This window comes from Stakelama portus (genome assembly GCF_003171655.1).
Classification (GTDB): domain Bacteria; phylum Pseudomonadota; class Alphaproteobacteria; order Sphingomonadales; family Sphingomonadaceae; genus Sphingomonas; species Sphingomonas portus.
The window spans coordinates 24,115-47,145 of record NZ_QFZL01000006.1; the positions used below are offsets into that span (position 1 = coordinate 24,115).

Sequence of the window (23,031 nt, forward strand, 5' to 3'; positions counted from 1 at the left end):
CGCGCAAGCGCGATGGCCCTTGGCACGAAAAAGGGGAGCGCCCGGCCGGGCACTCCCCTTTCAGTTCCCATGCCGCTGGAGCAGCGGGAGATCAGTTGATGACGATCGTCACCGCGCGGCGGTTCTGCGCCCAGGCCGCCTCGTTCGAACCGAGCGCGATCGGGCGTTCCTTGCCATAGCTGATCGTCGTGATGCGCGACGGCGAAACACCGCGTGCGGCGAGATAGTTCTTGGCCGCATTGGCACGGCGATCGCCGAGCGCGAGATTATATTCGCGCGTGCCGCGTTCATCGCAATGGCCTTCCAGCGTGATCCGGACGTTCGGATACTGGCGCAGCCAGTCGGCCTGGCTATCGAGAACCGCGCGCGATTCGGGATCGATATCATAGGCGTCGAGCGCGAAATGGATCGTGTCGCTGACCACGGTGCGACGGAAATCCTCCGCCGAACCCGGCACCACACCGGTTCCCGGCCCGGGACCCGGCGTCGGGGTGGGCGTGACGGGGCCGGGCGCGGGCGGCACGACATCGGGACGTTTCTTGGTGCAGCCGGCGGTGGCGACAAGCGCAGCACCGGCGACCAACGCAATCGTCAGCTTGTTCATTATGAAACTCCTCTTTGGTTTCCCTGTTCGATCCCGTTTCCTGCGGATCGCTACGCGCTACAGCTGGAAAGGTTCAATTATTCGCGGATCGGCCCCCAGCTCGGGTCCGATCCGTCTAGCGGCGTCGGAATGCGCCGCGCGTTCACGCCGGTGAGATCCACCGACCACAAATCCGCCTGTCCAGAGCCCTGGGACGAGCGGAAGAACATCAATACGCGCCCGTTGGGCGACCAGCTCGGGCCTTCGTCGCCCCAGCTGTTGGTCAGCAGGCGCTCGCCATCGCCGCGCGGGCTGATCACGCCCACCCGGAACGATCCGCCCGCGATCTTGGTAAAGGCGATCAGGTCGCCGCGCGGGCTCCACACCGGCGTTGCATAACGCCCGCCGCCGAAGCTGATGCGATGCTGGTTCGAACCATCCGAGTTCATCACATAGATTTGCTGCGAACCGCCGCGATCGCTTTCGAACACGATCTGGCTGCCGTCGGGCGAATAGCTGCCGCCGGTATCGATGCCGGGGGAATTGGTCAGCCGTTGCGGCGTGCCGCCCGAGGACGACACGCGATAGATATCGGCATTGCCGCCGACCGACATGGTGAACAACACCCAACGGCCATCGGGCGAGAAACGCGGTGCAAAGGAAAGGCTGACGTCACTGACCAGCAGCCGCTGCCGCCCGCTGCCCAGTTCATAGATGTACAGCGCCGGGCGATCGTTCTGATAGCTCATATATACGATCGACTGCTGATTGGGCGCGAAGCGCGGGGTCAGCACGATCGACTGGCCATTGGTCAGGAAGCGATGATTGGCGCCGTCCTGATCCATGATCGCCAGCCGCTTGATGCGATGATCCTTGGGTCCGGTTTCGGAGACATAGACGATGCGGCTGTCGAAATAGGGGCCTTCGCCGGTCAGCCGGGTATAGATGGCGTCGGCGCATTTATGCGCGGCACGGCGCCAGTCACCGGCACCGACAACGAAACCCTGCCGCACCAGCTCGCTCTGCAACGCGACGTCATACAGGTAACAGCCGACGGTCAGTCCGTCGCCATTCGCGCGGACATAGCCCTGCACCAGCGCCTGCGCCGATCCCGAATACCAGAAGGGGAAATCGGGGGCGGTTACCTGACCGTAGGGAATCTGCGGCGTCTGATCGGGGCCGATGGTGCGGAACAGGCCGGTATTGCGCAGATCGGCTTCGATCACCGAAGCGATCTGACGTCCCAGATCGGCAGTCGATCCCGCCGCCGTCTGCTGATTGGCGGAGGTCGGCATCGCGGGGATCGCGATGACGAGCTGGTCGGAGCCGACATCTGCCGTCACGTCGACCTGTAAACGACCGTCCTGTGAACGTCCGCCTTGCGTCGCGCCATCCTGTCCGCTCGAAGGCGAGGTCGGAACAGGACTTGGTACATCAACGTCCTGCGCCATCGCAGGGACAGCAACCAGCGACAGGCCAGCAGCAAGGGTAAGCAGGAACTTCATTGGATCGAGCCTTTTTGCCGGTTCGAGAAAATCGCGGATAAAATGACCGAAGCGATCGCGCATCACAATGCCAGCCGCTGATCGAGAGAAATGTCGAAATCTTTCCAGGCGTCATAAAACTGGTCTGGGAGCCGGAAGGGAGCAGCCAGCTCGACTGCGCGAATTGCACGCTCCTGATGCAGCGAGACCTGACCACGATTGCTGGCCGTCTGTCCCGTAGTACGGATCACCACCGGGCGTGAAGCAATCGTGCCATCGCGATTGAGGCGTACCCGCAGAAACGTCACCAACTTATCTGCATCGGCGCCGGTCGGCGGCGACCAGTGCGGCTTCAGCTGGCGGCGGATTTCGGCAATCAGCGAAGCTACTTCGCGATCGCCCAGCGTCGCTGCCGGAGCGGTGTTCGACCGGCTCTGCGACGCGGTGTCCGAACGCCCCACATCCAGCCCGTCCAGACGCCCGGTCGGCCGCACGTCGCGGCGTGTCGGCTGTTGCTGGGGCTGGCGGCGCGTGGTTTCGGCCGCGCGTGGCGGCTGGGTGGGTTGCGGCTGCGGGCGCGTTGTCGGCGCGCGCGTCGGGGCAGGCGGTTGCTCGGTACGCGGTTTCGGCACAGGCTCCGGTTCGGACTCGACCGGTTCGGGGACCGCATGTTCGACCGGCCCTTCCTCTTCGGCAAGGCGCGCTGCGGGCACTTCGGCATCGGGCACCTGCGACGCGCTGACCAGCGCAACGTCGTCGGTCAGCGATACCTCGATCGGCTGTTGTTCGAAACTGACCGGATTGGGCGTTGCCAGAAAGCCGAGCGAAAGCCCGCCGAACAGCAGGACGTGGCCGAGTACAGCTACTCCCAATCCGGTGCCCTCGCTGCTGTCCATCGCCGCGCCCCTACTCGCCGCCGGTTTGCGACGTGGTGACCAGCGACACGCGGTTCAGGCCCGCGCGATTAAGCTCGCCCATCACCTGCATCACCTTGCCATAGCCCAGCGTCTGATCGCCGCGCAGATAGATTTGCGGCGGCTTGCCATTGTCGCCGACCTTCGCCGCGATGGCGTCGAGCTTTGCAGCAAGGGCCGCCTGCGGCACGGCTTCGCGATCGATGAACACCGCGCCGGTATCGTCGATCGAAATCTGCACCGGCTCCTGATCCTGCTCCAGCGGCTTGGCGCGGCTTTCTGGCAAGTCGATCGGTACCCCGGCGGTGAGCAGCGGCGCGGTCACCATGAAGATGATCAGCAGCACCAGCATCACGTCGACCAGCGGCGTGACGTTGATATCCGCCATCGGCGCGCGCCGGCCCTTGCCGCGCTGCGAGGGAAGCTGCATCGCCATCAGCCTTCATTCTCCAGACGTCGGCTGAGCGTGGCATGGAACCCATCGGCAAAACGATTGAGCCGCGCCTCGACCTTGTTCACCCGGTGGCTGAACCGGTTATAGGCGATGACGGCGGGAATCGCGGCGAACAGGCCGATCGCCGTCGCGAACAGCGCCTCGGCAATGCCCGGCGCGACCACCGCGAGCGAGCTGTTCTGCTCCGCCGCGATGCTGGTGAAGCTGCGCATGATGCCCCAGACCGTGCCGAACAGCCCGACGAACGGCGCAACCGCCCCGATCGTCGCCAGCCAGTTGAGCCGATCGGCCAGCTTGTCGACTTCGGCGGCCACAGTCGCGCCCATCGCCGTCGCCAGCCGTTCGCGCGTGCCCTCGCGGTCGATCCCCTTGCCGGAGGTCGAGCGGCGCCATTCGGTTACGCCTGCGGAAAACACACGCGCGATCGGCGTATCGCGTCCGGCGACGCGGCGATGAAACTCGTCCATGTCGTCCGCATCGCGATATTCGTCTTCGAACTGGTCGATCCGCCGGCGCGTCTTTCCCATGCGCAGCGCAAAGCCGATGATGATCGCCCAGGTCCAGATGCTGGCAAGCAACAGGCCGATCATCACGCCCTTCACGACCCAGTCGGCCTGAAGGAACAGCGCGACCGGCGAAAGGGTCGCCGCTTCGGTATTCAGATTGGCGAAGACGTCCATCGAAATTCAGTTCCCCTTCCACACCAGCGGCTCGAACACCGCCATCCATTCGACCGGCTGGCGGCGCGGGCGACCGGATGGTGCGACGAACACCGCCTCGACTTCCGCTTCCGCCAATATGGTCTCCGCCCGCATGACTCGCTGATGAATAACTACCGCCGCAGAACGAAGTGCCATGACCCGACTCACCACCGTCAGCACGTCGCCGAGCCGGGCCGGCGCCGTGTATCGTATCGACAGGTCGCGTATCGCATAGGCGCCCAGCCCCGCCTCGAATGTCGCCCGCTGATCGATCCCGACAATTTCGAGCATATCGGAACGCGCGCGTTCCAAATAGCGCAGATAATTGGCGTGATAGACCACCCCGGTCAGGTCGGTGTCCTCGAAATAGACACGCAGGACAAAGCGGTGCTCGCCATCGGCGAAGCGGCCGGCAGGTGCAGATTCGTTCGCATCGGTCGCCATGAACCGGCCGCACTAGCCGACCAGCGAGGCGGAAGGAAGGCGGCGGCATGGCGCAGAAGGCTCGTTTCGGCGCGTAAAAACTTCCGCTTGACGATGTCACCCAAAGGTTACATGTAACGCAAAGGTTACATGGAGTCGTATCGATGAGTAATGTCGAACGGGCCGATCGGCTCGGCAATATCCGCGCGGTGCTGTTTCTGGCGATGGCCGGTCTGTTGGTGCTCAACCTTGCCATCAGCATAAACGAATTCGATCGCCCTGCCCGATTTGGCGCCTGGACGTTCATGGTCGGCATCATGGCGATGAACCTGACCGGCATCGGCGGCTGTTTCAAAAATCCCGGGCTGCGGCGCCTGCTCAACGATGAAGTAGTGCAGATGCACCGCCGTATCGCCGTGACGACCGGCTTCTGGGTGGGGCTGGTGAGCATGATTGCGGCACTGTTTGCGACCATCGCCGACCCGTCGCTCGCCATCCCCGCGCTGGCCACCGCGATCACCGCGACGCTGACGCTGGCGCTGCTGCATTTCGCCGTTCTGGAACTGCGCGCTGCATATTGAGCCACGGGGCCGATCTGCAGGCTGAAACAATCCCGGCGGAGCCGGTCAAACGGGCCGGGATACGCCCTTTGAGGAGAATATCATGTCCGCTGCAATCCATGAAAAAGCCGAGCGTCTGGGCCGCAAGCGCGTGCGGACATGGACGGTGCTTGCAATCCTCCTGCTCACGCAAGAGGCGGTCTATTTCACTTCGGATCGCCCCGATCTGATGCTGCGCGCGGGGGATTGGATGAAGACCGCCGCGTGGATGATCCTGTCGCTGGTGCTGCTGGCGGCATTGTGGACCGGCGGAACCTGGTTCGCCAGCCGCGCGATGCGCGCGCTGATCGACGATGAGGGCACCCGTGCCAACCGCGCGGATGCGCTCTCGCTCGGCTTTGGTGTCGCGATACTGACCGCGCTGGCAATCTATGCCGTCTCGCTGTTCGAACCGGTGCGGGCCAATCTGGTCGTGCATCTCGTGGTCAGCATGGGGCTGCTGTCGGCGGTGCTGCGCTTCGGACTCCTCGAACAGCGTGCCTATCGCGGTGGCTGAAACGCTGCGAAATGCCATCCGCGCTGCGCGCGAGGCGCGTGGATGGACACAGGCCGACCTCGCCGAGCGAGTCGGCGTGTCGCGAAAGACCGTCAACACCGTTGAAAACGGCGTGTTCGTGCCGTCCACAGTGATCGCGCTCAAGATGGCGCGCGCCTTTGACGTGGCGGTCGAGGATCTTTTCTCCCTCGAAGACTGATCAGCCGGCGTCGAACAGCCCGTCCTGACCGCCTTCGGGCGGGTTGAGGCCAAGATGCTTCCACCCCGCCGGGTTGAGACAGCGGCCGCGCGCCGTGCGGGCGATCATGCCGATCTGGATCAGATAGGGCTCGATCACTTCCTCGATCGTGTCGCGCGGTTCGGAAAGGCCTGCCGCGAGGGTTTCCACGCCGACCGGCCCGCCGCGATAAATGTCGGCAATCATGGTCAGATAGCGCCGGTCCATCGCATCGAGGCCCAGTGCATCGACTTCCAGCCGGTTGAGCGCACGGTCCGCCGTCGGTGCGTCGACGGTTTCGACACCCGCTACATTGGCGAAATCGCGCACCCGCCGCAGCAGCCGCCCCGAAATGCGCGGCGTACCGCGCGAGCGTTTGGCAATCTCCCGCGCACCATCGGGCGCGACATGCAGGTCGAGCAGATTGGCAGCGCGCGTCACCACCTTTTCCAGTTCCTCGACCGTGTAGAAATTGAGCCGCACCGGAATGCCGAAACGGTCGCGCAGCGGCGTCGACAACAGCCCCTGCCGCGTCGTCGCGCCGACAAGGGTGAAGCGCGGCAAATCGATCCGCACCGATCGCGCTGACGGCCCCTCGCCGATCATCAGGTCGAGCGCACGGTCCTCCATCGCGGGATAGAGCACTTCCTCGACCGCCGGATTGAGCCGGTGAATCTCGTCGATGAACAGGACGTCGCCGTCTTCCAGATTGGTGAGCAGCGCGGCGAGATCGCCCGATTTGGCAATCACCGGTCCGGACGTCGCGCGAAAACCGACACCCATTTCACGCGCCATGATCTGCGCCAGCGTCGTCTTGCCCAGCCCCGGCGGGCCGAAGAACAGGACATGGTCGAGCGCCTCGTCGCGCCCCTTCGCTGCCTGAATGAAGACGCGCAAATTATCACGCGCCGCCGCCTGCCCGACAAATTCGTCGAGCGATTTGGGCCGCAGCGCGGCGTCGACATCGTCGGCACGGCGCGCCGGCGTGAGGATGCGGTCGGGGTCAGTCATACGTGGCCAAACCGCCTGTGACATTCGTGGCGCATCAAGCGCAAGCTGCGGAGCGATGCTCCGAAAAAGCTCACCCGGCAAAAATCGTCATGCTGAACTTGTTTCAGCATCCACTTTTCCGCACATCCAACCTCGGCGCTTCGAACCCAAGCCCCACCGCCAGATCGAGCCAATCCGGATTGTCCGATTCGATCAGATTGAGTTTCCATTCGCGCCGCCAGCGTTTCAGCCGCTTCTCGCGCGCGATTGCTTGCTCCATTGTGCCAAACAGCTCGAAGCGAACCAGGCGATCGACGCTGTATTTCGACGTGAACCACGGCACGGTCCCGGCGCGGTGTTGATGCAGCCGCGCGATCAGATCGGATGTGACACCGATATAGATCGTCCCGACCCGACCACTCGCGAGAATGTAGACGCAGGGTTGCCTCTCCATGGTCCGCTCTCCGAGGCCGGGTGGATGCTGAAACAAGTTCAGCATGACGATGAAAGTCGAATAGCATCAGCTCGACGCTTGCCAGCGAGCGTCGGAAACGATTGCCCGGCAATGATAGCAAGCCGAACGATTGCCATCGTGATTATACCATTCGTGTTTTCCGCCAGCCGCTTCGCAGTCTCGGCCTTTGGGAAACAAGCCTATCCAAGACCACGGCATTTGCCGACGCAGGAATGTGCGCCACCGGTAGGGCCGCTTTGTATGCTCGCTCACTTCGCCGCCTTTCGCAGCGCCAGCCGCACCAGCGCGTCGAGGCTCGCGCCAATCCCCAGTTCGTCGTCCGCCGCCTTCACTGCCGCGCTTGCCTCGGCGGGTTTGAAGCCGAGGTTGAGCAGCGCCGACACGGCATCCTGCGCCGCGCCCGCCGCCGGAGCCGCCGCGCCTGCTTCCGCGCCGCCGCCCAGCGCGACGCCTGCCTTGTCCTTCAACTCGTTGCAGATGCGCTGCGCCAGTTTCGGGCCGACGCCGTTCGCCCGCGCGATCATCGCGCTGTCGGCCCGGGCGATCGCGCCTTGTACTTCGGCGGGGGCAAGGATCGAAAGGATCGCCAGCGCCACTTTCGCGCCCACGCCCTGCACGCTGGTGAGCAGGCGGAACCAGTCGCGTTCCTCGGCGCTGGCAAAGCCCATCAGCCGGATCGAATCCTCGCTGACCAGCATCTCGGTATGCACGGTCACATGGTCGCCGGTGATCCCGAGTTTCTCCAGCGTCTTGGCCGACGCCCCGACCAGATAGCCCACGCCGCCCACGTCGATCACCGCATGATCGGCGCCCGAAAAGGCAAGTTTGCCGGTAAGATGCGCGATCATGCCGGAGCCCGCAAAGACATGGCGAGAGAGAAAGTGCCGGAAATCATGCGCGGTACATAAGCGGAACGAAGGGTCCTGGGAAAGCGAAAAGCCGTATCGGGGAGATTACTTAAGGAGATCATCCGGGCAGAGAAGCGCCGCGCGGCAGGCTATAATCCTACGTGTCAGGGGAAGCTCCCCGACAAGCGCGTCAGGACGCGAGGGGATTACGGCATGTTCAGGGCGGAGATTCCGGCACAGGGCGAGCGCACACGGCTTCCGATATTCGTCTCGATGGACGATACTGCGGAAAGCACGGCGCTCGATATCCGCGCGACGTTCGAAGATGGCGTGCTCCGGGTCACCGGCAGCGGCGCCTGGAACCGCATGCAATTGACCGGGCATTTCGCCCGGCTGCACGAACTGATCCGCCCGGTCCGCGAACGCGGCGAGCCATTGCTGGCGCTTATCGACATGCGCGGCATCACCGAAATGCCCGATGAGATCGTAGCGGTGATCGATCGCGAAACCGCGCGCCTCTATCAGGAACAGGATCGCGTGGCGGTGATGGTCGCGTCGTCGCTGGTGAAGATGCAGATGAAGCGTGCCGCCGAAAAGGCGCAGCGCGAATTCTTTCTCTCTGCCAAGGCAGCACTCACCTGGCTCACTGCCTATCGCGATATTCCCGCCGGACGCGCCTGAACGCCCAGCGAACGCGCGCTCGCCAGGTGATGCGCGTGACAGATGGCGACCGCGAGCGCATCGGCGGCATCCGGCCCGTCAATCTTCACGCCCGGCAGCAATCGCGCGACCATCGCATGGACCTGCGCCTTTTCGGCATTCCCGACGCCCACCACCGATTTTTTGACGAGGCGGGCCGCATATTCGCCAACGCCGATCCCGGTCCGCGCCACTGCGCACAGGGCAACGCCGCGCGCCTGCCCCAGCTTTAGCGTCGATTGCGGGTTGGAATTGACGAACACTTCCTCGATCGCCGCGCCATCGGGCGCGTGATCGGCGATCAGCGCGGTGAGCATCGAATCGAGATGCGCCAGGCGCTGCGCAAGCGGGGCCTGCGTATCGGTTTTGAGCCGCCCATTGCCGATATGCGAAAGGCGATTGCCTTCCGCCCGGATGAGCCCCCAGCCGGTCGTCCCCAGGCCCGGATCGATACCGAGCAGGATCATGGATCCGCCCGCAGCCGCAACAGCAGAGATTTGAAAGTCGGTTTGAGACCGGTCCTGTCCATCAATTCGTCCTAAAAGACTCTGGAGGGCAGCTCCAGCCCCGCCTGGGAATGGCTCGCCGGCCTTTCCAGGCTGCCGATTTCAAGGACCCGTCGTTCAACGTGTCAAAGCTGGACATCTTCTTTGCCGAACACCGCAACCTGCGTGAACGTACCGCAGAAATGGAAGCATTGGCGACACAATTGGAACAACCGAGCATCGCCCAGCTCAACGATGCGCGCTGGCGCTTCACCCGTACGCTGCTGCGTACCCTGACGATGAAGGAACGCATCGTCTATCCTCGGCTGCGACTGCACCCCGACCCGAAGGCGCGCGAAATCGCAAGGCGATTCAGCGAATCGACTGCCGTCGATTATGAGCGGTTCGCCAACCATACAAAGCGCTTCCCACCCGAGACGGTGATCGATCACTGGCCAGCCTATGCTGCCGCCGTCCGGTTGCGAACCGCCGAAATGCACGAGCGCATGGATCGCGAGGAACGCGATCTTTTTCCGCTGCTCGAAAATGCGCCGGAAATCGACGCATTGCCGATCCCGGAGAAAAACTGGGCAGCCGATGGCTGGCGTGTCCGGGACATGCTGGGGCTCGACTCGCCCGACGACCGGGTGGCCTGACGCCGCCCGGCCAATCCAGACAAATCAGCCGAGCTTTTCCATCACCTCGTCGGGAACTTCGTAATTGCCCCACACGGTCTGGACGTCGTCATCATCGTCCAGAATGTCGATCAGCTTGAACAAGGTCTGCGCGTCGGATTCATCGAGCGTCACCACTGTCTGCGGACGCCAGGCGAGCTTTGCGCCTTCGGGTTCGCCGAGCACCGGTTCGAGCGCGCTGGCGACTTCGTGCAGGCCGTCGGCGGCGGTCCAGATTTCATGGCCGTCCTCGCTCGATTCGACATCTTCTGCGCCGGCTTCCAGCGCCGCCTCGAATATTTTTTCGGCGTCGCCCGCGCTGGCGGGATAGGAAATCAGGCCGAGCCGGTCGAACCCATGCGTCACCGATCCCGACGCGCCCAGATTGCCGCCATTCTTGCTCATCGCCGTGCGCACATTGGTCGCGGTGCGATTGCGATTGTCGGACAGTGCCTCGACGATCAGCGAAACCCCGCCCGGGCCGAAGCCTTCGTACCGGATCTCTTCATAATTGTCGGTGTCGCCGCCCGACGCCTTGTCGATCGCGCGCTGGATATTGTCCTTGGGCATCGACTGCGCCTTGGCGGCATTGACCGCCGCGCGCAGGCGCGGGTTCATGTCCGGATCGGGCGTACCCATTTTCGCGGCGACGGTGATTTCGCGGCTCAGCTTGGAAAAGAGCGAGCTGCGCTTCTTATCCTGCGCACCCTTGCGGTGCATGATGTTCTTGAATTTGGAATGGCCTGCCATTGGTGTTCCATGAAATCCATTTGGGCCGGGCCTGTCGAAGCCCCGCTCTTCTTCCGGCTCGCACTAGAAGAAAAACCGGGCCTTCGACAAGGCTCTGCCGCGCCTGCAGGCAGCACGCGCCGCAAGCGGCGCCTTGCCAAACCGGGATCAGCTGACGGTAACCGCCGTACCCGAAATCGACACCATCAGCATCGATCCCTGCTCGCCGATCACTTCATAATCGATGTCGATGCCGACGATCGCATTGGCGCCGACATCCTTGGCCTGATCCGAAATTTCCTCGAGCGCCATTTCGCGTGCCTTGCGCAGCGGCTTTTCATAACTGCCCGAACGCCCGCCGACGAAATCGCGAATGCCGGCGAAAATGTCGCGAAAGACATTGGCGCCCAGGATCACTTCCGATGCCACGATGCCGTGATAGCGGGTGATAGCCTTGCCTTCGATGCTGTTGGTCGTGCTGAGGATCATAGCGTCTCTCCCGATCTGGTCGCCTCGCCCACCAAGTTAGGCGGCGAGGCGTCCGGATCAAGCGAGCGGCAATGCGACGATCCAGGCCGGACGACCCCAATCAGTCGAGACCCAGCGCCGCCTTATAGGTTTCGAGCAGCGCTTCGGCTTCGTCGCGGTGATGTTTTTCCATTTTGCGCAGACGGACGATCGCACGCATCGTCTTGACGTCGAAACCGGTCGATTTGGCTTCGTTATAGACGTCCTTGATATCGTCGGCGATGCCCTTCTTCTCTTCCTCCAGCCGCTCGATGCGCTCGATGAACAGGCGCAGCTGATCGGCAGCGATGATCTCGCTCATGTCATGCTCCCAGATGGTGAGCGAGCGCGTCTAGGGCCAAGCGGTGCGAAGGGCAACGCCGCGAATCGATCAATGCGCCAGCGGAACGCGCCGGGCCATCGGTTCGCCCGGAACATGGCTGGCCGAAAGCGCCTCGGCCGGTTCGCGAGGGACGCCCGAAAGCACCAGCGCCTCGGTCAGCGCCTGTTCGGGCGCGACGGCGATATCGGGAACCGGCCCCTTCCCGGCCCTGGGTGCCGGGGAAATAGCTGTGGCCCAAGGGAATGAACGCGCTGTAGCCGCCGGGCAGATCGGCCGGCGCGCTATTGCAATGGCAGCCTGGGCTTGCCGCCGCAGGGATCCACCGCCATCAATATCATTCCCGTGCGACATGCTGGCTTGCGCTGCTCGCGCGCCTGCGCGCCCCGGCTCGCTGCGCGACCCTGCGCCTTGATTGTTGCCGTATCTGTCGTTGCGCTGGCCGCGCATCCCGACGCGGAGAGGTGGCGGTGGGAACCGTCGCCCGCATTGGCCGCAGCAGTGCAGGCAAATGTCGCCGCGATCAGTGCCGATACTCGATACGCTATCATTTTTCAGTCCCACGCTTCGTTTCGACTACGAATGTGGTCAACGTAGCGAATCTTGCTGCAGGCTGCAGGCGTTTTATCTAGGCAACACGCCTAAATTCGGCATAAAGTTTCAAAATGAGTAGCACATCCGTCACATTCCGTTCGTCCAACCGTCTCGACGCTTTCGATCTCCAATTGCTCGATCTTCTTCAGGCTGATGCGCTGATGACGGCGGAAAAGCTGGCCGATCACGTCGCTTTGTCGGCTTCGGCGATCACGCGACGGGTACGGCGAATGCGCGAAACCGGCGTGATTCGCGCCGACGTTGCGGTGCTGGCGCGCGAATTTACCGACATGCGGCTCAATGCGCTGGTGCTGGTGCAGGCCCGCGAACATGCCGAGGAGCGCGGCATCGCCGCGCTGCGCGCGCTGCTGACGGCGACACCCGAAGTGCAGACCGTCCTCGACATCAGCGGCGAATATGATCTGGCGCTGCAGATTTCGGCACGCGACATGAACGATTTCAACGCGCTGACCGATCGCCTGCTCCAGAGCAACGCCACCGTGCAGCGCTATGAAACGCGCTTCGTCAAGCGCACGCACAAGCAGAGCCTGTTCATTCCGATGGTCGCCGACGCCGACTGACCGAAACCGTCAGCGGGTGGGGTCGGTCATTGCCGGCGGGTCGCTTGCCGGGAAACTTTCGTCGAGCGCTTCGTCGAGCAGCGCCTCGTCATGCGCGTTCTTCGCCACGCTTTCCTGCATCCGCGCAAGCTGCTCGGGCGTGGCCTCGCCCTGATGCTCCGCCTTCCACTGGCTATAGGGCATGCCATAGATGATCGCGCGCGCATCGTCCTTGTCGAGCGGCGTACCCTGCGCAGCGCTCGCTTCGGCGATCCAGTCCGACAGACAGTTGCGACAAAAGCCCGACAGGCCCATCAAGTCCACATTCTGCGCATCGGTACGGTGACGCAAATGCCGGACAAGGCGACGGAATGCCGCCGCTGCCACCTTGTCGTCGAGCGAATTCAGGTCGGTCACTATCGCCTCCGTGGTTGATCCGTTCCGAGTTATGATTAGAGGCGGGCAGGTACAAGGCGAGGATGCCAGATGACCAAGGCGATGACCCCCCGATCGCGTAAAGTAAGAGTGTTGGCGACGCTGGGTCCGGCCAGCAATTCGCCGGAAATGATCGAGCGGCTGTTCGAGGCGGGCGCCGATGCGTTCCGCATCAATATGAGCCATGGCGATCAGGATTCGAAAATTCCGGTCATCAAGGCGATTCGCGGACTGGAAAAGCGGCTGGGCCGCCCGACCACGATTCTGGCCGACCTGCAGGGACCCAAGCTGCGCGTCGGCAAATTCGCCGAAGGATCGGCGATGCTCGCCGCTGGCCATGAATTCACGCTGGATCGCAATCCGGAACCGGGCGATGCGACCCGCGTCGAATTGCCGCACCGTGAGATTTTCGAAGCGATCGAGGAAGGCGCCCGGCTGTTGCTCGACGACGGCAAGCTGGTGCTGCGCGTCGTGTCGCACGGGCATGACTGGATCACGACGCGCGTCGAAGTCGGCGGCAAGCTTTCCAATTCGAAGGGCCTCAATGTGCCCGACGTGGTGCTGCCGATGGCCGCGCTCACCGACAAGGATCGCAGCGATCTGGCCTTTGCGATCGATCAGGGTGCGGACTGGATCGCGCTCTCCTTCGTCCAGCGCCCGGAGGATCTGGCCGAAGCGCGCAAGCTGATCGGCGGGCGCGCGGCGCTGCTGGCGAAGATCGAAAAGCCGAGCGCAGTGGCGCGGCTCGAGGAAATCGTCGAAATGTGCGACGGCGTAATGGTCGCGCGCGGCGATCTGGGCGTCGAACTGCCGCCCGAATCGGTGCCGCCGCTGCAGAAGCGCATTGTCGAAGTCGCGCGCCGCATGGGTCGCCCCGTGATCGTCGCGACGCAGATGCTCGAATCGATGATCACTGCGCCGACGCCGACCCGCGCCGAAGTGTCCGACGTCGCGACCGCCGTTTATGACGGCGCCGATGCGATCATGTTGTCGGCGGAAAGCGCGGCAGGCGATTTCCCGGTCGAATCGGTCGCGATGATGAATTCGATCGCCGATTCGGTCGAGCGCGATCCCGCGCATGGCGACCGCGTCCACTTCACCGTCACTCGGCCCGACCCGACCACCGCAGACGCGATCGCAGAGGCGGCGAAATCGATTTCGGCAACCGTTTCGGCAACTGCCATCGTGTGTTTCACCAGTTCGGGATCGACCGCGCGGCGTATCGCGCGCGAGCGTCCGGCGGTGCCGATCCTGGTCCTGACGCCGAGCCTCGAAACCGCGCGGCGGCTGGGGCTGCTATGGGGCGTCCATGCCGTCCATACCAAGGACGTCGGATCGTTCGAGGAAATGGTCGCCAAATCCAAGCGCATGGCGTTGCGGCACAATATCGCCGAGGCCGGAGACCGGATGGTCGTGTGTGCCGGTGTTCCGTTCGGCACGCCGGGCGCGACCAATGTGGTGCATGTCGTCCGCTTGCTGGGCGATGAGCTTCGCGGGCGCGACTGAAACCGTACAATATTGATATCGAATCAGCTTGGCGAAAGCTGCGGGAGGCTGGTACAGAGCCGTAACGAATAGTTCGGGCGCAAATAAAAGAATCTCGGGCGCATTGTATCTGCGTTTCCCAAACCCCGCATCAGGGAGCCGAGAGAATGCCCAGCTATTCGCGCGACGAAGTCGTCAAGATTCAACATACGCTCGCCCGCAAGGGCTTTGATCCCGGACCCGTCGATGGCGTCTGGGGACGCAGGACCGAAGCCGCCGTCCGCGCCTTTCAGGCCGCAAGCGGACTGATCGCCGACGGTATCGTCGGCCCCAGGACCCGCAAGGTCCTGTTCGGGGATGACAGCCAGCCGGCGCCGGTCGACGATCCGGGCTTTCCCTGGTTTCAGGAAGCCCGCCACCTGCTGGGCGTGCGCGAGGACACCTCGGCGCGCAGCAATCCGCAGATACTCGATTGGGCGAGCGATATCGGCATCCCCTATCGCTCGGACGATATCGCCTGGTGCGGGCTGTTCGTCGCGCATTGCGTCGCCGCGACGATGGCGCACGAACCATTGCCCACCAATCCGCTTGGCGCGCGCAACTGGCTGAAGTTCGGTGCGCCATGCCAGCCTCAGGTCGGGGCGGTCCTGGTCTTCTGGCGCGGCAGCGCTTCGGGCTGGAAAGGCCATGTCGGCTTCTATGCCGCACAGACGCCGGGCGGCGATTTCTATGTGCTTGGCGGCAACCAGTCCGACAAGGTCAGCATCGCCAAAATCGCCAGGAATCGGTTGCTCGGCGCACGATGGCCGGCCACCGCGCCCGAGCTGCATTCGGCGCCGCATGTGGCGGCCGACGACGGGAGCATATTTTCCACCGATGAATCCTAAGGGCCGCGCGCGCGGAAAGGCCGAACCAAGGGCGCCGGTGGCCTAGGTCGTGAGCAGGCCCAGGCGCACCAGTTCGGCGCGGAAATCGCTGCTGTCGGTAAACAGCACGGCGTGAATCCCCGCCGCGCGCGCCGCGTCCACATTGGGCGGCGAATCGTCGACGAACACGGCGTCCGGCCCGGCAAGTCCGAACCGTTCGAGCGCGAGCGCATAGATTGCCGGGTCGGGCTTCACCATTTTCTCGTCGCCCGAAACGACGATGTCGCGGAACGGCGCGAACAACGCGGCTTCGCGCGCACGAAAGGGCGGCCAGAATTCATGGCTGAAATTGGTGATGCCGAAAATCGGCACGCCTGCCGCATCAAGATCGGCGACGATCTGCGGCATGCCCGGCACCGGGCCGGGCAGTGTTTCGTTGAAACGCGGGCCCCATGCCGCGATCAGGTCGGCATGCTGCGGATATTGCGCGCTTAGTTCCGCGCTGGTGTCCGCGAAATCGCGCCCGGCATCATGCTGGAAATGCCATTCCTTGGTGCAGACATTTTCCAGAAACGCATCGAGCGCCTGATCGCTATCGATCAGACGCTCATAGAGAGCACGCGGCTCCCAGCGATACAGGACATTGCCGACGTCAAAAATGACGGCGTGCGGCATTTTCGTCGTTTGATTCGGCATCGGCCCACTCCCCCACCCGGCCTCCCAGCACGGCTACCCTGAAATGGGAGGCCGGGTGGGGGAGTGGGCCGGAGCGGTTACCCGTTCAAATCAGCCCTGGCGGGCCTTGAAACGACGGTTGGTCTTGTTGATGACATAGATGCGCCCACGACGACGGATCACGCGGTTGTCGCGATGCCGATCCTTGAGCGACTTCAGACTGTTCACGATCTTCATGACCGAGCTCACTTCTCGAATAAATTGGAATTGCCGGAAAGAGGCGACCGCCTATAGTCGCGTCCGCTCCGAGTCAAGGCAAACCGCACCAGGGAACCGACTCCCGCGGAGTCGGGTTGAAGCCAGGACATTGTTACGCATGCGCCACAGAAAGGGCCGCCCGATGACTCGCTTCGCCACCATTGCCGTTGCCCTTGCCGTGCTGGCAACCGGCGGATGCACTTCGACTGCCGCGCGTCTCCAGCCGGTCGACGTCTCGCGCTATCATCTGGGCACCCCGATGCCGCACGGCACGGTATCGATAGAGCCGCTGTCGAGCACGGATACGATCAGCATGAGCTATCAGGCCTATGCCGACGCCGTGGCGGCACAGCTTCAGGCACAGGGATTCACGCCGATGCCGGCGGGTAGCGATTCGGACTATATCGCCGGCGTGTCGTTCCGGCGCACCGACGCGGGCACCTATCGCGAGCGCTCGCCGGTGACGATCGGCATCGGCGGCGGAACGGCGCCGCGCAGCGGCCTGGGTATCGGCGGCGGGATCAGCACCGGGATCGGCGGCAAGGATCGCCGCGTCATCCTGTCCGAGCTGTCGGTCCACCTGCGCCGCCGCGGCGACGGCACCACCGTTTGGGAAGGCCGCGCCCAGACGCACTCGCTCGAAGGCGTCCCCGAAAGCCAGCCCAGCGCAGAACGTCTCGCATCGGCGTTGTTCAAGGGGTTTCCCGGAGAGTCAGGCATCACTATCACGGTGCCATGAGCATTCAGATCTGCGCCGCATTCGATAGCGGCAATATTCGCGTCGTCGGGATCGAAGGGGATCGGGTCGACCTGGAAATCGTCACCGATCACCAGTCCGATTTCTATCAATGGTTCCATTTCCGCGCCGCCGGCGCAAAGGGGCGGACGGTTACATTCCGTATCCTGAACGCGGGCGGATCGGCCTATGCGTTCGGCTGGCCGGGCTATCGCACCCGCGTGTCGACCGACCGCCGGGCATGGCGGATGACCGACACCAGCTATGCCGACGGCGTGCTGACCTTTACCCACAGTTTCGACAGCGACATCGCCTGGTTCGCTTATTTCGCGCCCTATTCGATGGAGCGGCATCACGATCTGGTTAGCCGCATCGCGCTGCAACCGGGCGTTACGCATCGCGAACTCGGCCGCACGCTCGACGATCAGCCACTCGATTGCCTGACGATCGGCGACGGCCCCAAACATGTCTGGCTCTATGCACGTCAGCACCCGGGCGAGAGCATGGCCGAATGGTGGATGGAAGGCGCGCTGGAAAAACTGACCGACGCCGGTGATGCGACCGCCAGCGCGCTGCGCGAAAAAGCAACGCTGCATATCGTGCCGAACATGAACCCGGACGGGTCGCGCCGCGGCCATCTGCGCACCAATGCAGCGGGCGTGAACCTCAACCGAGAATGGCATGCGCCGACCCCGGAACGGAGCCCCGAAGTGCTCGCCATACGCAACGCGATGGATAAGGCCGGCTGCGTCTTCGCCATGGACGTCCATGGCGACGAGGCGATCCCGGCAAATTTCCTCGCCGGTTTCGAAGGCATTCCGAGCTGGACCGACGAACTGGGCGGGAAATTCTACGAATATGGCCGCCGGCTGGCCGCCAACACACCGCTGTTCCAGCTCGAACAGGGTTATGACAAGGCCGCGCCGGGCAAGGCCAATCTGTCGATGTCGACCAATCAGGTTGCGGAGCGGTTCGGCGCCGTGGCGATGACGCTGGAAATGCCGTTCAAGGATCACGACCCCAGCCCCGATGCGGAATTCGGCTGGTCGCCCGACCGTTGCAAGCAGCTGGCGCATGCGTGCCTCGACACGCTGGCCGGGATGATCGACGAAATCTGATGGAGATACGCCAGGGCGGGCTAGACCATCCCGATGTGGTCGCATTGCTGCAGCTCCATTTCGAAGCGATGCTCGCCAATTCGCCGCCGGGCACGTGCCATTTCCTCGACCTGTCGGGGCTGGCGGGGCGCGACGTGCGTTTCTGGACCGTGTGGGATGGCGAGACGCTGCTCGGTTGCGGCGCGATGAAGCAACTCGCGCCCGACCATGGCGAGATCAAATCGATGCGGACGACGCCCGCTGCGTTGCGCCGGGGCGTGGCGACGGCATTGCTCGTCCATATCATGACCGATGCACGCCAGCGGGGGATCTGCCGGCTGAGCCTGGAAACCGGCACCGGTCCGGAATTCGAAGCCGCGCATGCATTGTATCGCCGCCATGGGTTCGAAGCGTGCGGCCCGTTCGGCGCCTATCAGGCGACCGATTTCAATACCTATATGACACGATCCATCTGATTTCCGCCTCTCGACATTTGCCGCATCGCAACGATAGGTTGATCTGAATCAACGATCCGGGGGGACGCAAAAATGATAAACAGGATCGCCGGAGCCCGGCGGACGGGTCTCGCGCACTAATGGAAATTCGTGAAGGCGGGCTGGACGAGCCCGCGGTGATGGCGCTGCTGGCAGCGCATCTTGAGGATGTGCGCAGCAATCCGACGCCCGGAGGCGTGCATGTGCGCAGCCGGGATCAGCTGAAGGCGGGCGACATCACCTTCTGGAGCGCATGGCGCGGCGATGCATTGCTGGGATGTGCGGCATTGCGCGAAATCGAGCCGGGCCATGGCGAGATCAAATCGATGCGCACCGCTCCCGATCAGCTGCGGCGCGGCGCGGGCGCCGGTCTGATGGCGCACATCCTGGGGGTCGCACGCCAGCGCGGTTATCGCAGGATCAGCCTGGAAACCGGCACTACGGCGGCGTTCGAAGCGGCGCAGGCGCTATATCGCCAGTTCGGCTTCACGCCGGGCGACGCATTTGGCGAATATTCGCCCGATCCGCAGAGCCTGTTCCTGACGCGCGTGCTCTGAACGCCGCGCCGGTTCAGGCGAAACATGCCTCCAGAAACGCCGCCATCGCCGCCCAGCTGCGGCGATCGGCGCGCGGTTCATAGGCGACGGCGGGATTGCCCGTATCCTTGCGGTCGACATCGGTGAAGGCGTGCCCGGCATTGCCATAGGCATGGAGCTGCCAGTCTGCGCCTGCCTCGGTCAGTTCGGCCGCCAGCGCGACGACCGCGTCGGGCGGCGCGATCGGATCGTCCCAGCCGTGACAGACAAGCAGCTTCGCCGTGATCGGACTCTGCGTCGCATAATCGGGACGATCATAGACGCCATGGAACAGGACACCGCCCAATATGGGTAGCCCGGCGCGCGCCATGTCGAGCACGCATTTGCCGCCGAAGCAGAAACCGATCGCAGCCAGCTTGTGCGCGTCGGTTTGCGGCAGGGATTTGAGCATATCGAGCGACGACGCCATCCGATCGCGGAGCAGCCCGCGATCGGCATTGAGTTCGTTCATATATCTCGCGCTGTCGGGCGCGCCGAGCTGTGTCCGCTTGCCCTGCCCGTACACATCGGCGGCAAGGACGGTATAGCCCAGCGATGCAACCGCTTCGGCCTTTACGAAATCGGCTTCCTTAAGCCCCAGCACATTGGGGAGCAGCAGCACCCCCGGACGCGGCCCCGGCGCATCGGCATCGAACACCGCCAGTGCTTCGAACGGACCGCCGGGTCCGTCATGAACGATCGTCTCGCGTTCGATACGCATGAAGCCGCTCCTTTTGTATGCTATCTATAACAAATGATCGCATCCGGTTTGGCATGCCGGCAATGACCGCGCAAGTTGCCCTTGGCGCAGCAGACGCTACAGAGGCGGCGAACCAAAGGCCCGTTGTCGCGGGCAGGCTGAACCAGACCGGGAGACATCATGCCCACGCTCGTCCTGATCCGCCATGGCCAGTCGGCCTGGAACCTGGAAAACCGCTTCACCGGATGGTGGGACGTCGACCTGACCGACAAGGGCGTGGCAGAGGCGAAGGCGGCGGGCGAAATGCTCGCCGAAAAGGGGTTCGATTTCGACCTCTGCTTCACCAGCTATCAGACGCGCGCGATCAAGACGCTCAACATCGCGCTTGAGGCGATGGGCCGGCTGTGGCTGCCGGTCGAAAAGGACTGGCGGCTGAACGAGCGCCATTATGGCGGGCTGACCGGCCTCAACAAGGCAGAGACCGCCGAAAAGCATGGCGATGAACAGGTGCATATCTGGCGCCGCAGCTTCGACACGCCGCCGCCGCCGATGGAGGATGGCAGCCCGTTCGATCTGCGCAAGGACCGCCGTTACGACGGCATCGACATCCCCGATACCGAAAGCCTGAAGGATACGATCGCGCGCGTCCTGCCTTATTGGCAAAGCCGCATCGTGCCCGAACTGAAAGCGGGCAAGCGTGTGGTAATTTCCGCCCATGGCAACTCGCTGCGCGCGCTGGTCAAGCATCTGTCGAACATTCCCGACGATGAAATCACCGGACTGGAAATCCCGACCGGCCAGCCGATCGTCTATCAACTCGACGATGCGATGGGCGCGACCGACCGTTATTATCTGAGCGAGCGCTGACCGCGGCGTTCACAGCCATTGCCCTGCCCCCGCACCGGCGATAGGAGGCAGGGCTTCTCATCGCAGCGCGGACGGCAATGACTGAACAAGCACCTCTTGTCGGCATCATCATGGGCAGCACTTCCGATTGGGAGACGATGTCGCATGCCGCCGAAAAGCTGACGGCGCTCGGCATCCCGCACGAATGCAAGGTCGTGTCGGCGCATCGCACGCCCCAGCGGCTGTACGATTATGCCAATGCGGCCGCCGGTCGCGGCCTGAAAGTCATCATCGCTGGCGCGGGCGGCGCTGCGCATCTGCCCGGCATGGCGGCATCGATGACGCATCTGCCGGTGCTGGGCGTGCCGGTACAGTCCAAGGCGCTGAAGGGTATGGATAGCCTGCTTTCGATCGTTCAGATGCCCGCCGGTATTCCGGTCGGCACGCTGGCGATCGGCAATGCGGGTGCGGCCAATGCGGGCCTTCTCGCCGCGGCGATCCTTGCCACCGGCGATCCGGATCTGGCGCAACGGCTGCAGGACTGGCGCGCGGCGCAGACCGAATCGGTGGCAGACGCGCCCGAATGAAGCCCCTCCCGCCCGGCACCACGATCGGTATCATCGGCAGCGGCCAGCTTGGCCGGATGTTGAGTGTCGCCGCCGCGCAACTGGGTTATCAGACGCACATCTTCGCCCCGGTGACCGGGCCGGCCAATGATGTCAGCGCGGGATTCACGCGCGGCGCCTATGACGATGAAGAAGCGTTGGGCGTGTTCGCCAGCCACGCCGATGTCGTCACCTATGAATTCGAGAATATCCCTGCCGACCCGATCCGGGAGCTGGCCAGACATGTGCCGGTTCACCCCTCCCCCGCAGCATTGGCGGTGGCGCAGGACCGGATCGCGGAAAAAAGCTTTGCCGAGAAGCTGGGCGGCCGCGCCGCGCCGTGGCGCCGGGTGGGCAATCAGCGCGAGCTGGAAGCCGCGCTGGGTGAGATCGGCTATCCCGCAATCCTGAAAACGACGCGCTTCGGCTATGACGGCAAGGGACAGGCGCGGCTGATGAAGCCCGAGGACGCGGTCGGCGCGTGGGACGCCATCGGCGGCCGCCCCGCGATCCTGGAAGGGTTCGTCACCTTCGAAGCCGAATTTTCGATCCTTCTCGCGCGCAGCACCGACGGCAGCATCGCCACCTGGCCCGCGCCGAAGAACGAGCATAAAAACGGCATCCTGGCGCTTTCCACCGTTCCCGCCTCACCCGAAATTGCTGCGCAGCATGCGGAAGCAGCCGGGCTGGCGAGCAGGATCGCGCAGGAACTCGATTATGTCGGTGTGCTGACGCTCGAATTCTTCGCTTCCGCCGATGGGCCGGTGTTCAACGAAATGGCGCCGCGCGTGCACAATAGCGGCCATTGGACGATCGAAGGCGCGGTTACGTCGCAGTTCGAAAACCATATTCGCGCGATTTGCGGCCTGCCGCTCGGCCCCACCGGCCTGACCGGCAAGAAGGTCAGCATGGAGAATCTGATCGGCGAGGATGCGCTGCCCGAAAATGTCGCGCATCTGCTCGCCGAACCGGGAGCGCATCTGCACCTCTACGGCAAGCATGAAGTCCGCGAAGGCCGCAAGATGGGGCATGTCACGCGCGTCAAACGCTGAACGCGCGCCGGGCGGCGATGCCGCGCGTTACCGACCGAAAGCGCACAGAAAAAAGGCCCGCTCCGGCATCCCGGAGCGGGCCTTTTCCGTTTCGATACCGGCCAGGCCGATGTCAGGCGCGGACACCCGTCAGCGGGAAGCTGCCGAACGCCCCGGCGGTTACCTTGCCCTCGAGCGAATCACCGTCGACAGTCGCTTCGCAATCGAGCGTCAGCGGCATCGGGACAGTGATGTCCATCTTCCAGGTCAGCGTATCGCCATTGACCTTGCCGTCCTTGACTTCGGCCGAACCCATCCCGCCGTTGAAATTGCCGGTGAAGGTGTCGCCCGAGCTGACCACGGTCAGCGTCGCCTTCTGGTCGCCCATCGGGGTCTTGGCCACCGTTTCCCAGCTTCCGTCCACATTCGCCATTG

32 protein-coding genes and 1 pseudogene are annotated in these 23,031 nt (G+C 63.7%); 15 read left to right on the plus strand and 18 right to left on the minus strand.

The window, feature by feature from the left end:
- Positions 1 to 91: 91 nt before the first annotated feature.
- The 6 genes from pal to DKB74_RS15345 all read right to left on the minus strand — a co-directional run bounded on the left by pal (position 92) and on the right by DKB74_RS15345 (position 4,580).
- The gene (gene pal, locus DKB74_RS15320) at positions 92 to 604 is read right to left on the minus strand and encodes a peptidoglycan-associated lipoprotein Pal (RefSeq protein WP_109809066.1); all 513 of its coding nucleotides are present in this window, start codon (positions 602 to 604) and stop codon (positions 92 to 94) included.
- A gap of 77 nt (positions 605 to 681) precedes the next feature.
- A complete protein-coding gene (gene tolB, locus DKB74_RS15325; RefSeq protein WP_109809202.1) occupies positions 682 to 2,088 on the minus strand; it encodes a Tol-Pal system beta propeller repeat protein TolB in 1,407 nt (468 codons plus the stop codon).
- A 62-nt stretch (positions 2,089 to 2,150) separates the two neighbouring features.
- Positions 2,151 to 2,963: a cell envelope integrity TolA family protein gene (locus DKB74_RS15330; protein ID WP_109809067.1), complete on the minus strand. Its 813-nt coding sequence runs from the start codon at positions 2,961 to 2,963 to the stop codon at positions 2,151 to 2,153.
- Between the two features lie 10 nt (positions 2,964 to 2,973).
- Positions 2,974 to 3,417 (minus strand): protein TolR, encoded by a 444-nt coding sequence (gene tolR, locus DKB74_RS15335; protein WP_109809068.1) that lies wholly within the window; start codon positions 3,415 to 3,417, stop codon positions 2,974 to 2,976.
- Positions 3,417 to 4,115, minus strand: a complete 699-nt coding sequence (gene tolQ / locus DKB74_RS15340) for a protein TolQ (RefSeq protein ID WP_109809069.1) — start codon at positions 4,113 to 4,115, stop codon at positions 3,417 to 3,419. The genes tolR and tolQ overlap by 1 nt, the downstream gene beginning before the upstream one ends.
- Before the next feature lie 6 nt (positions 4,116 to 4,121).
- Entirely contained in the window at positions 4,122 to 4,580 is a 459-nt protein-coding gene (locus DKB74_RS15345) for a YbgC/FadM family acyl-CoA thioesterase (protein ID WP_109809070.1), read from the minus strand.
- Between the two features lie 143 nt (positions 4,581 to 4,723).
- Between DKB74_RS15345 and DKB74_RS15350 the strand changes: the two genes are divergently transcribed.
- The 3 genes from DKB74_RS15350 (at position 4,724) to DKB74_RS19055 (ending at position 5,874) form a co-directional block, all read left to right on the plus strand.
- A complete protein-coding gene (locus tag DKB74_RS15350; protein ID WP_109809071.1) occupies positions 4,724 to 5,140 on the plus strand; it encodes a hypothetical protein in 417 nt (138 codons plus the stop codon).
- Positions 5,141 to 5,222: 82 nt separating this feature from the next.
- Positions 5,223 to 5,675 (plus strand): hypothetical protein, encoded by a 453-nt coding sequence (locus DKB74_RS19050; RefSeq protein ID WP_109809072.1) that lies wholly within the window; start codon positions 5,223 to 5,225, stop codon positions 5,673 to 5,675.
- The gene (locus tag DKB74_RS19055) at positions 5,668 to 5,874 is read left to right on the plus strand and encodes a helix-turn-helix transcriptional regulator (RefSeq protein ID WP_109809073.1); all 207 of its coding nucleotides are present in this window, start codon (positions 5,668 to 5,670) and stop codon (positions 5,872 to 5,874) included. The genes DKB74_RS19050 and DKB74_RS19055 overlap by 8 nt, the downstream gene beginning before the upstream one ends.
- Here DKB74_RS19055 and ruvB read toward each other — a convergent pair whose 3' ends face one another.
- The 3 genes from ruvB to ruvA form a co-directional block, all read right to left on the minus strand.
- Positions 5,875 to 6,903 (minus strand): Holliday junction branch migration DNA helicase RuvB, encoded by a 1,029-nt coding sequence (gene ruvB, locus DKB74_RS15365; protein ID WP_109809074.1) that lies wholly within the window; start codon positions 6,901 to 6,903, stop codon positions 5,875 to 5,877.
- Between the two features lie 103 nt (positions 6,904 to 7,006).
- On the minus strand, positions 7,007 to 7,381 hold the full coding sequence (locus DKB74_RS15370; RefSeq protein ID WP_239987551.1) for a GIY-YIG nuclease family protein: 375 nt from the start codon (positions 7,379 to 7,381) through the stop codon (positions 7,007 to 7,009).
- A 224-nt stretch (positions 7,382 to 7,605) separates the two neighbouring features.
- Entirely contained in the window at positions 7,606 to 8,205 is a 600-nt protein-coding gene (gene ruvA, locus DKB74_RS15375; RefSeq protein ID WP_109809075.1) for a Holliday junction branch migration protein RuvA, read from the minus strand.
- Positions 8,206 to 8,418: 213 nt separating this feature from the next.
- Between ruvA and DKB74_RS15380 the strand changes: the two genes are divergently transcribed.
- Positions 8,419 to 8,886, plus strand: coding sequence for a hypothetical protein (locus DKB74_RS15380; protein WP_109809076.1), 468 nt, complete (start codon positions 8,419 to 8,421; stop codon positions 8,884 to 8,886).
- On the opposite strand, the gene ruvC is transcribed toward DKB74_RS15380, so the two are convergent.
- Entirely contained in the window at positions 8,856 to 9,371 is a 516-nt protein-coding gene (ruvC, locus tag DKB74_RS15385; protein ID WP_109809077.1) for a crossover junction endodeoxyribonuclease RuvC, read from the minus strand. The two genes, DKB74_RS15380 and ruvC, sit on opposite strands and share 31 nt — an antisense overlap.
- Positions 9,372 to 9,481: 110 nt before the next feature.
- On the opposite strand from ruvC, the gene DKB74_RS15390 reads away from it, so the two are divergent.
- Positions 9,482 to 10,045, plus strand: a complete 564-nt coding sequence (locus tag DKB74_RS15390) for a hemerythrin domain-containing protein (protein ID WP_109809078.1) — start codon at positions 9,482 to 9,484, stop codon at positions 10,043 to 10,045.
- Positions 10,046 to 10,069: 24 nt separating this feature from the next.
- On the opposite strand, the gene DKB74_RS15395 is transcribed toward DKB74_RS15390, so the two are convergent.
- From DKB74_RS15395 to DKB74_RS15405, 3 genes are all read right to left on the minus strand, one after another.
- Positions 10,070 to 10,813, minus strand: coding sequence for a YebC/PmpR family DNA-binding transcriptional regulator (locus tag DKB74_RS15395; protein ID WP_109809079.1), 744 nt, complete (start codon positions 10,811 to 10,813; stop codon positions 10,070 to 10,072).
- A 147-nt stretch (positions 10,814 to 10,960) separates the two neighbouring features.
- On the minus strand, positions 10,961 to 11,281 hold the full coding sequence (locus DKB74_RS15400) for a heavy metal-binding domain-containing protein (RefSeq protein ID WP_109809080.1): 321 nt from the start codon (positions 11,279 to 11,281) through the stop codon (positions 10,961 to 10,963).
- Positions 11,282 to 11,381: 100 nt separating this feature from the next.
- On the minus strand, positions 11,382 to 11,621 hold the full coding sequence (locus DKB74_RS15405) for a DUF2312 domain-containing protein (RefSeq protein WP_109809081.1): 240 nt from the start codon (positions 11,619 to 11,621) through the stop codon (positions 11,382 to 11,384).
- 683 nt (positions 11,622 to 12,304) lie between these two features.
- On the opposite strand from DKB74_RS15405, the gene DKB74_RS15415 reads away from it, so the two are divergent.
- Complete coding sequence (locus tag DKB74_RS15415; protein WP_109809083.1) at positions 12,305 to 12,814, plus strand: Lrp/AsnC family transcriptional regulator; 510 nt, start codon at positions 12,305 to 12,307, stop codon at positions 12,812 to 12,814.
- Positions 12,815 to 12,907: 93 nt separating this feature from the next.
- On the opposite strand, the pseudogene DKB74_RS15420 reads toward DKB74_RS15415, so the two are convergent.
- Positions 12,908 to 13,210 (minus strand): annotated as a pseudogene (locus DKB74_RS15420) (DUF1244 domain-containing protein); the annotation flags it as partial.
- 69 nt (positions 13,211 to 13,279) lie between these two features.
- Between DKB74_RS15420 and pyk the strand changes: the two are divergent.
- Complete coding sequence (gene pyk / locus DKB74_RS15425; RefSeq protein ID WP_109809085.1) at positions 13,280 to 14,734, plus strand: pyruvate kinase; 1,455 nt, start codon at positions 13,280 to 13,282, stop codon at positions 14,732 to 14,734.
- Between the two features lie 146 nt (positions 14,735 to 14,880).
- Positions 14,881 to 15,600, plus strand: a complete 720-nt coding sequence (locus tag DKB74_RS15430; RefSeq protein ID WP_109809086.1) for an NlpC/P60 family protein — start codon at positions 14,881 to 14,883, stop codon at positions 15,598 to 15,600.
- Between the two features lie 42 nt (positions 15,601 to 15,642).
- Here the strand turns inward: DKB74_RS15430 and DKB74_RS15435 are convergent, their stop codons facing one another.
- Positions 15,643 to 16,275, minus strand: coding sequence for an HAD family hydrolase (locus DKB74_RS15435; RefSeq protein ID WP_239987552.1), 633 nt, complete (start codon positions 16,273 to 16,275; stop codon positions 15,643 to 15,645).
- A gap of 90 nt (positions 16,276 to 16,365) precedes the next feature.
- A complete protein-coding gene (gene ykgO / locus DKB74_RS15440; protein WP_055755695.1) occupies positions 16,366 to 16,491 on the minus strand; it encodes a type B 50S ribosomal protein L36 in 126 nt (41 codons plus the stop codon).
- 163 nt (positions 16,492 to 16,654) lie between these two features.
- On the opposite strand from ykgO, the gene DKB74_RS15445 reads away from it, so the two are divergent.
- From DKB74_RS15445 to DKB74_RS15460, 4 genes are all read left to right on the plus strand, one after another.
- On the plus strand, positions 16,655 to 17,251 hold the full coding sequence (locus DKB74_RS15445) for a DUF4136 domain-containing protein (protein WP_109809087.1): 597 nt from the start codon (positions 16,655 to 16,657) through the stop codon (positions 17,249 to 17,251).
- Positions 17,248 to 18,366: a M14 family metallopeptidase gene (locus tag DKB74_RS15450; RefSeq protein WP_109809088.1), complete on the plus strand. Its 1,119-nt coding sequence runs from the start codon at positions 17,248 to 17,250 to the stop codon at positions 18,364 to 18,366. Before DKB74_RS15445 ends, DKB74_RS15450 begins: the two co-directional genes overlap by 4 nt.
- A complete protein-coding gene (locus tag DKB74_RS15455) occupies positions 18,366 to 18,821 on the plus strand; it encodes a GNAT family N-acetyltransferase (RefSeq protein ID WP_109809089.1) in 456 nt (151 codons plus the stop codon). Before DKB74_RS15450 ends, DKB74_RS15455 begins: the two co-directional genes overlap by 1 nt.
- A gap of 119 nt (positions 18,822 to 18,940) precedes the next feature.
- Positions 18,941 to 19,396, plus strand: a complete 456-nt coding sequence (locus DKB74_RS15460) for a GNAT family N-acetyltransferase (RefSeq protein WP_109809090.1) — start codon at positions 18,941 to 18,943, stop codon at positions 19,394 to 19,396.
- Between the two features lie 13 nt (positions 19,397 to 19,409).
- On the opposite strand, the gene DKB74_RS15465 is transcribed toward DKB74_RS15460, so the two are convergent.
- The gene (locus tag DKB74_RS15465) at positions 19,410 to 20,135 is read right to left on the minus strand and encodes a dienelactone hydrolase family protein (RefSeq protein WP_109809091.1); all 726 of its coding nucleotides are present in this window, start codon (positions 20,133 to 20,135) and stop codon (positions 19,410 to 19,412) included.
- A gap of 159 nt (positions 20,136 to 20,294) precedes the next feature.
- On the opposite strand from DKB74_RS15465, the gene gpmA reads away from it, so the two are divergent.
- The 3 genes from gpmA to DKB74_RS15480 all read left to right on the plus strand — a co-directional run bounded on the left by gpmA (position 20,295) and on the right by DKB74_RS15480 (position 22,617).
- On the plus strand, positions 20,295 to 20,981 hold the full coding sequence (gpmA, locus tag DKB74_RS15470) for a 2,3-diphosphoglycerate-dependent phosphoglycerate mutase (protein WP_109809092.1): 687 nt from the start codon (positions 20,295 to 20,297) through the stop codon (positions 20,979 to 20,981).
- 77 nt (positions 20,982 to 21,058) lie between these two features.
- Positions 21,059 to 21,547 carry a 5-(carboxyamino)imidazole ribonucleotide mutase gene (gene purE / locus DKB74_RS15475; protein WP_109809093.1) on the plus strand — a complete coding sequence of 163 codons (489 nt, stop codon included), beginning with the start codon at positions 21,059 to 21,061 and terminating at the stop codon, positions 21,545 to 21,547.
- A complete protein-coding gene (locus DKB74_RS15480; RefSeq protein ID WP_109809094.1) occupies positions 21,544 to 22,617 on the plus strand; it encodes a 5-(carboxyamino)imidazole ribonucleotide synthase in 1,074 nt (357 codons plus the stop codon). Before purE ends, DKB74_RS15480 begins: the two co-directional genes overlap by 4 nt.
- A 112-nt stretch (positions 22,618 to 22,729) precedes the next feature.
- Here DKB74_RS15480 and DKB74_RS15485 read toward each other — a convergent pair whose 3' ends face one another.
- The gene (locus DKB74_RS15485) at positions 22,730 to 23,029 is read right to left on the minus strand and encodes a hypothetical protein (protein ID WP_109809095.1); all 300 of its coding nucleotides are present in this window, start codon (positions 23,027 to 23,029) and stop codon (positions 22,730 to 22,732) included.
- Between the last annotated feature and the right edge of the window lie 2 nt (positions 23,030 to 23,031).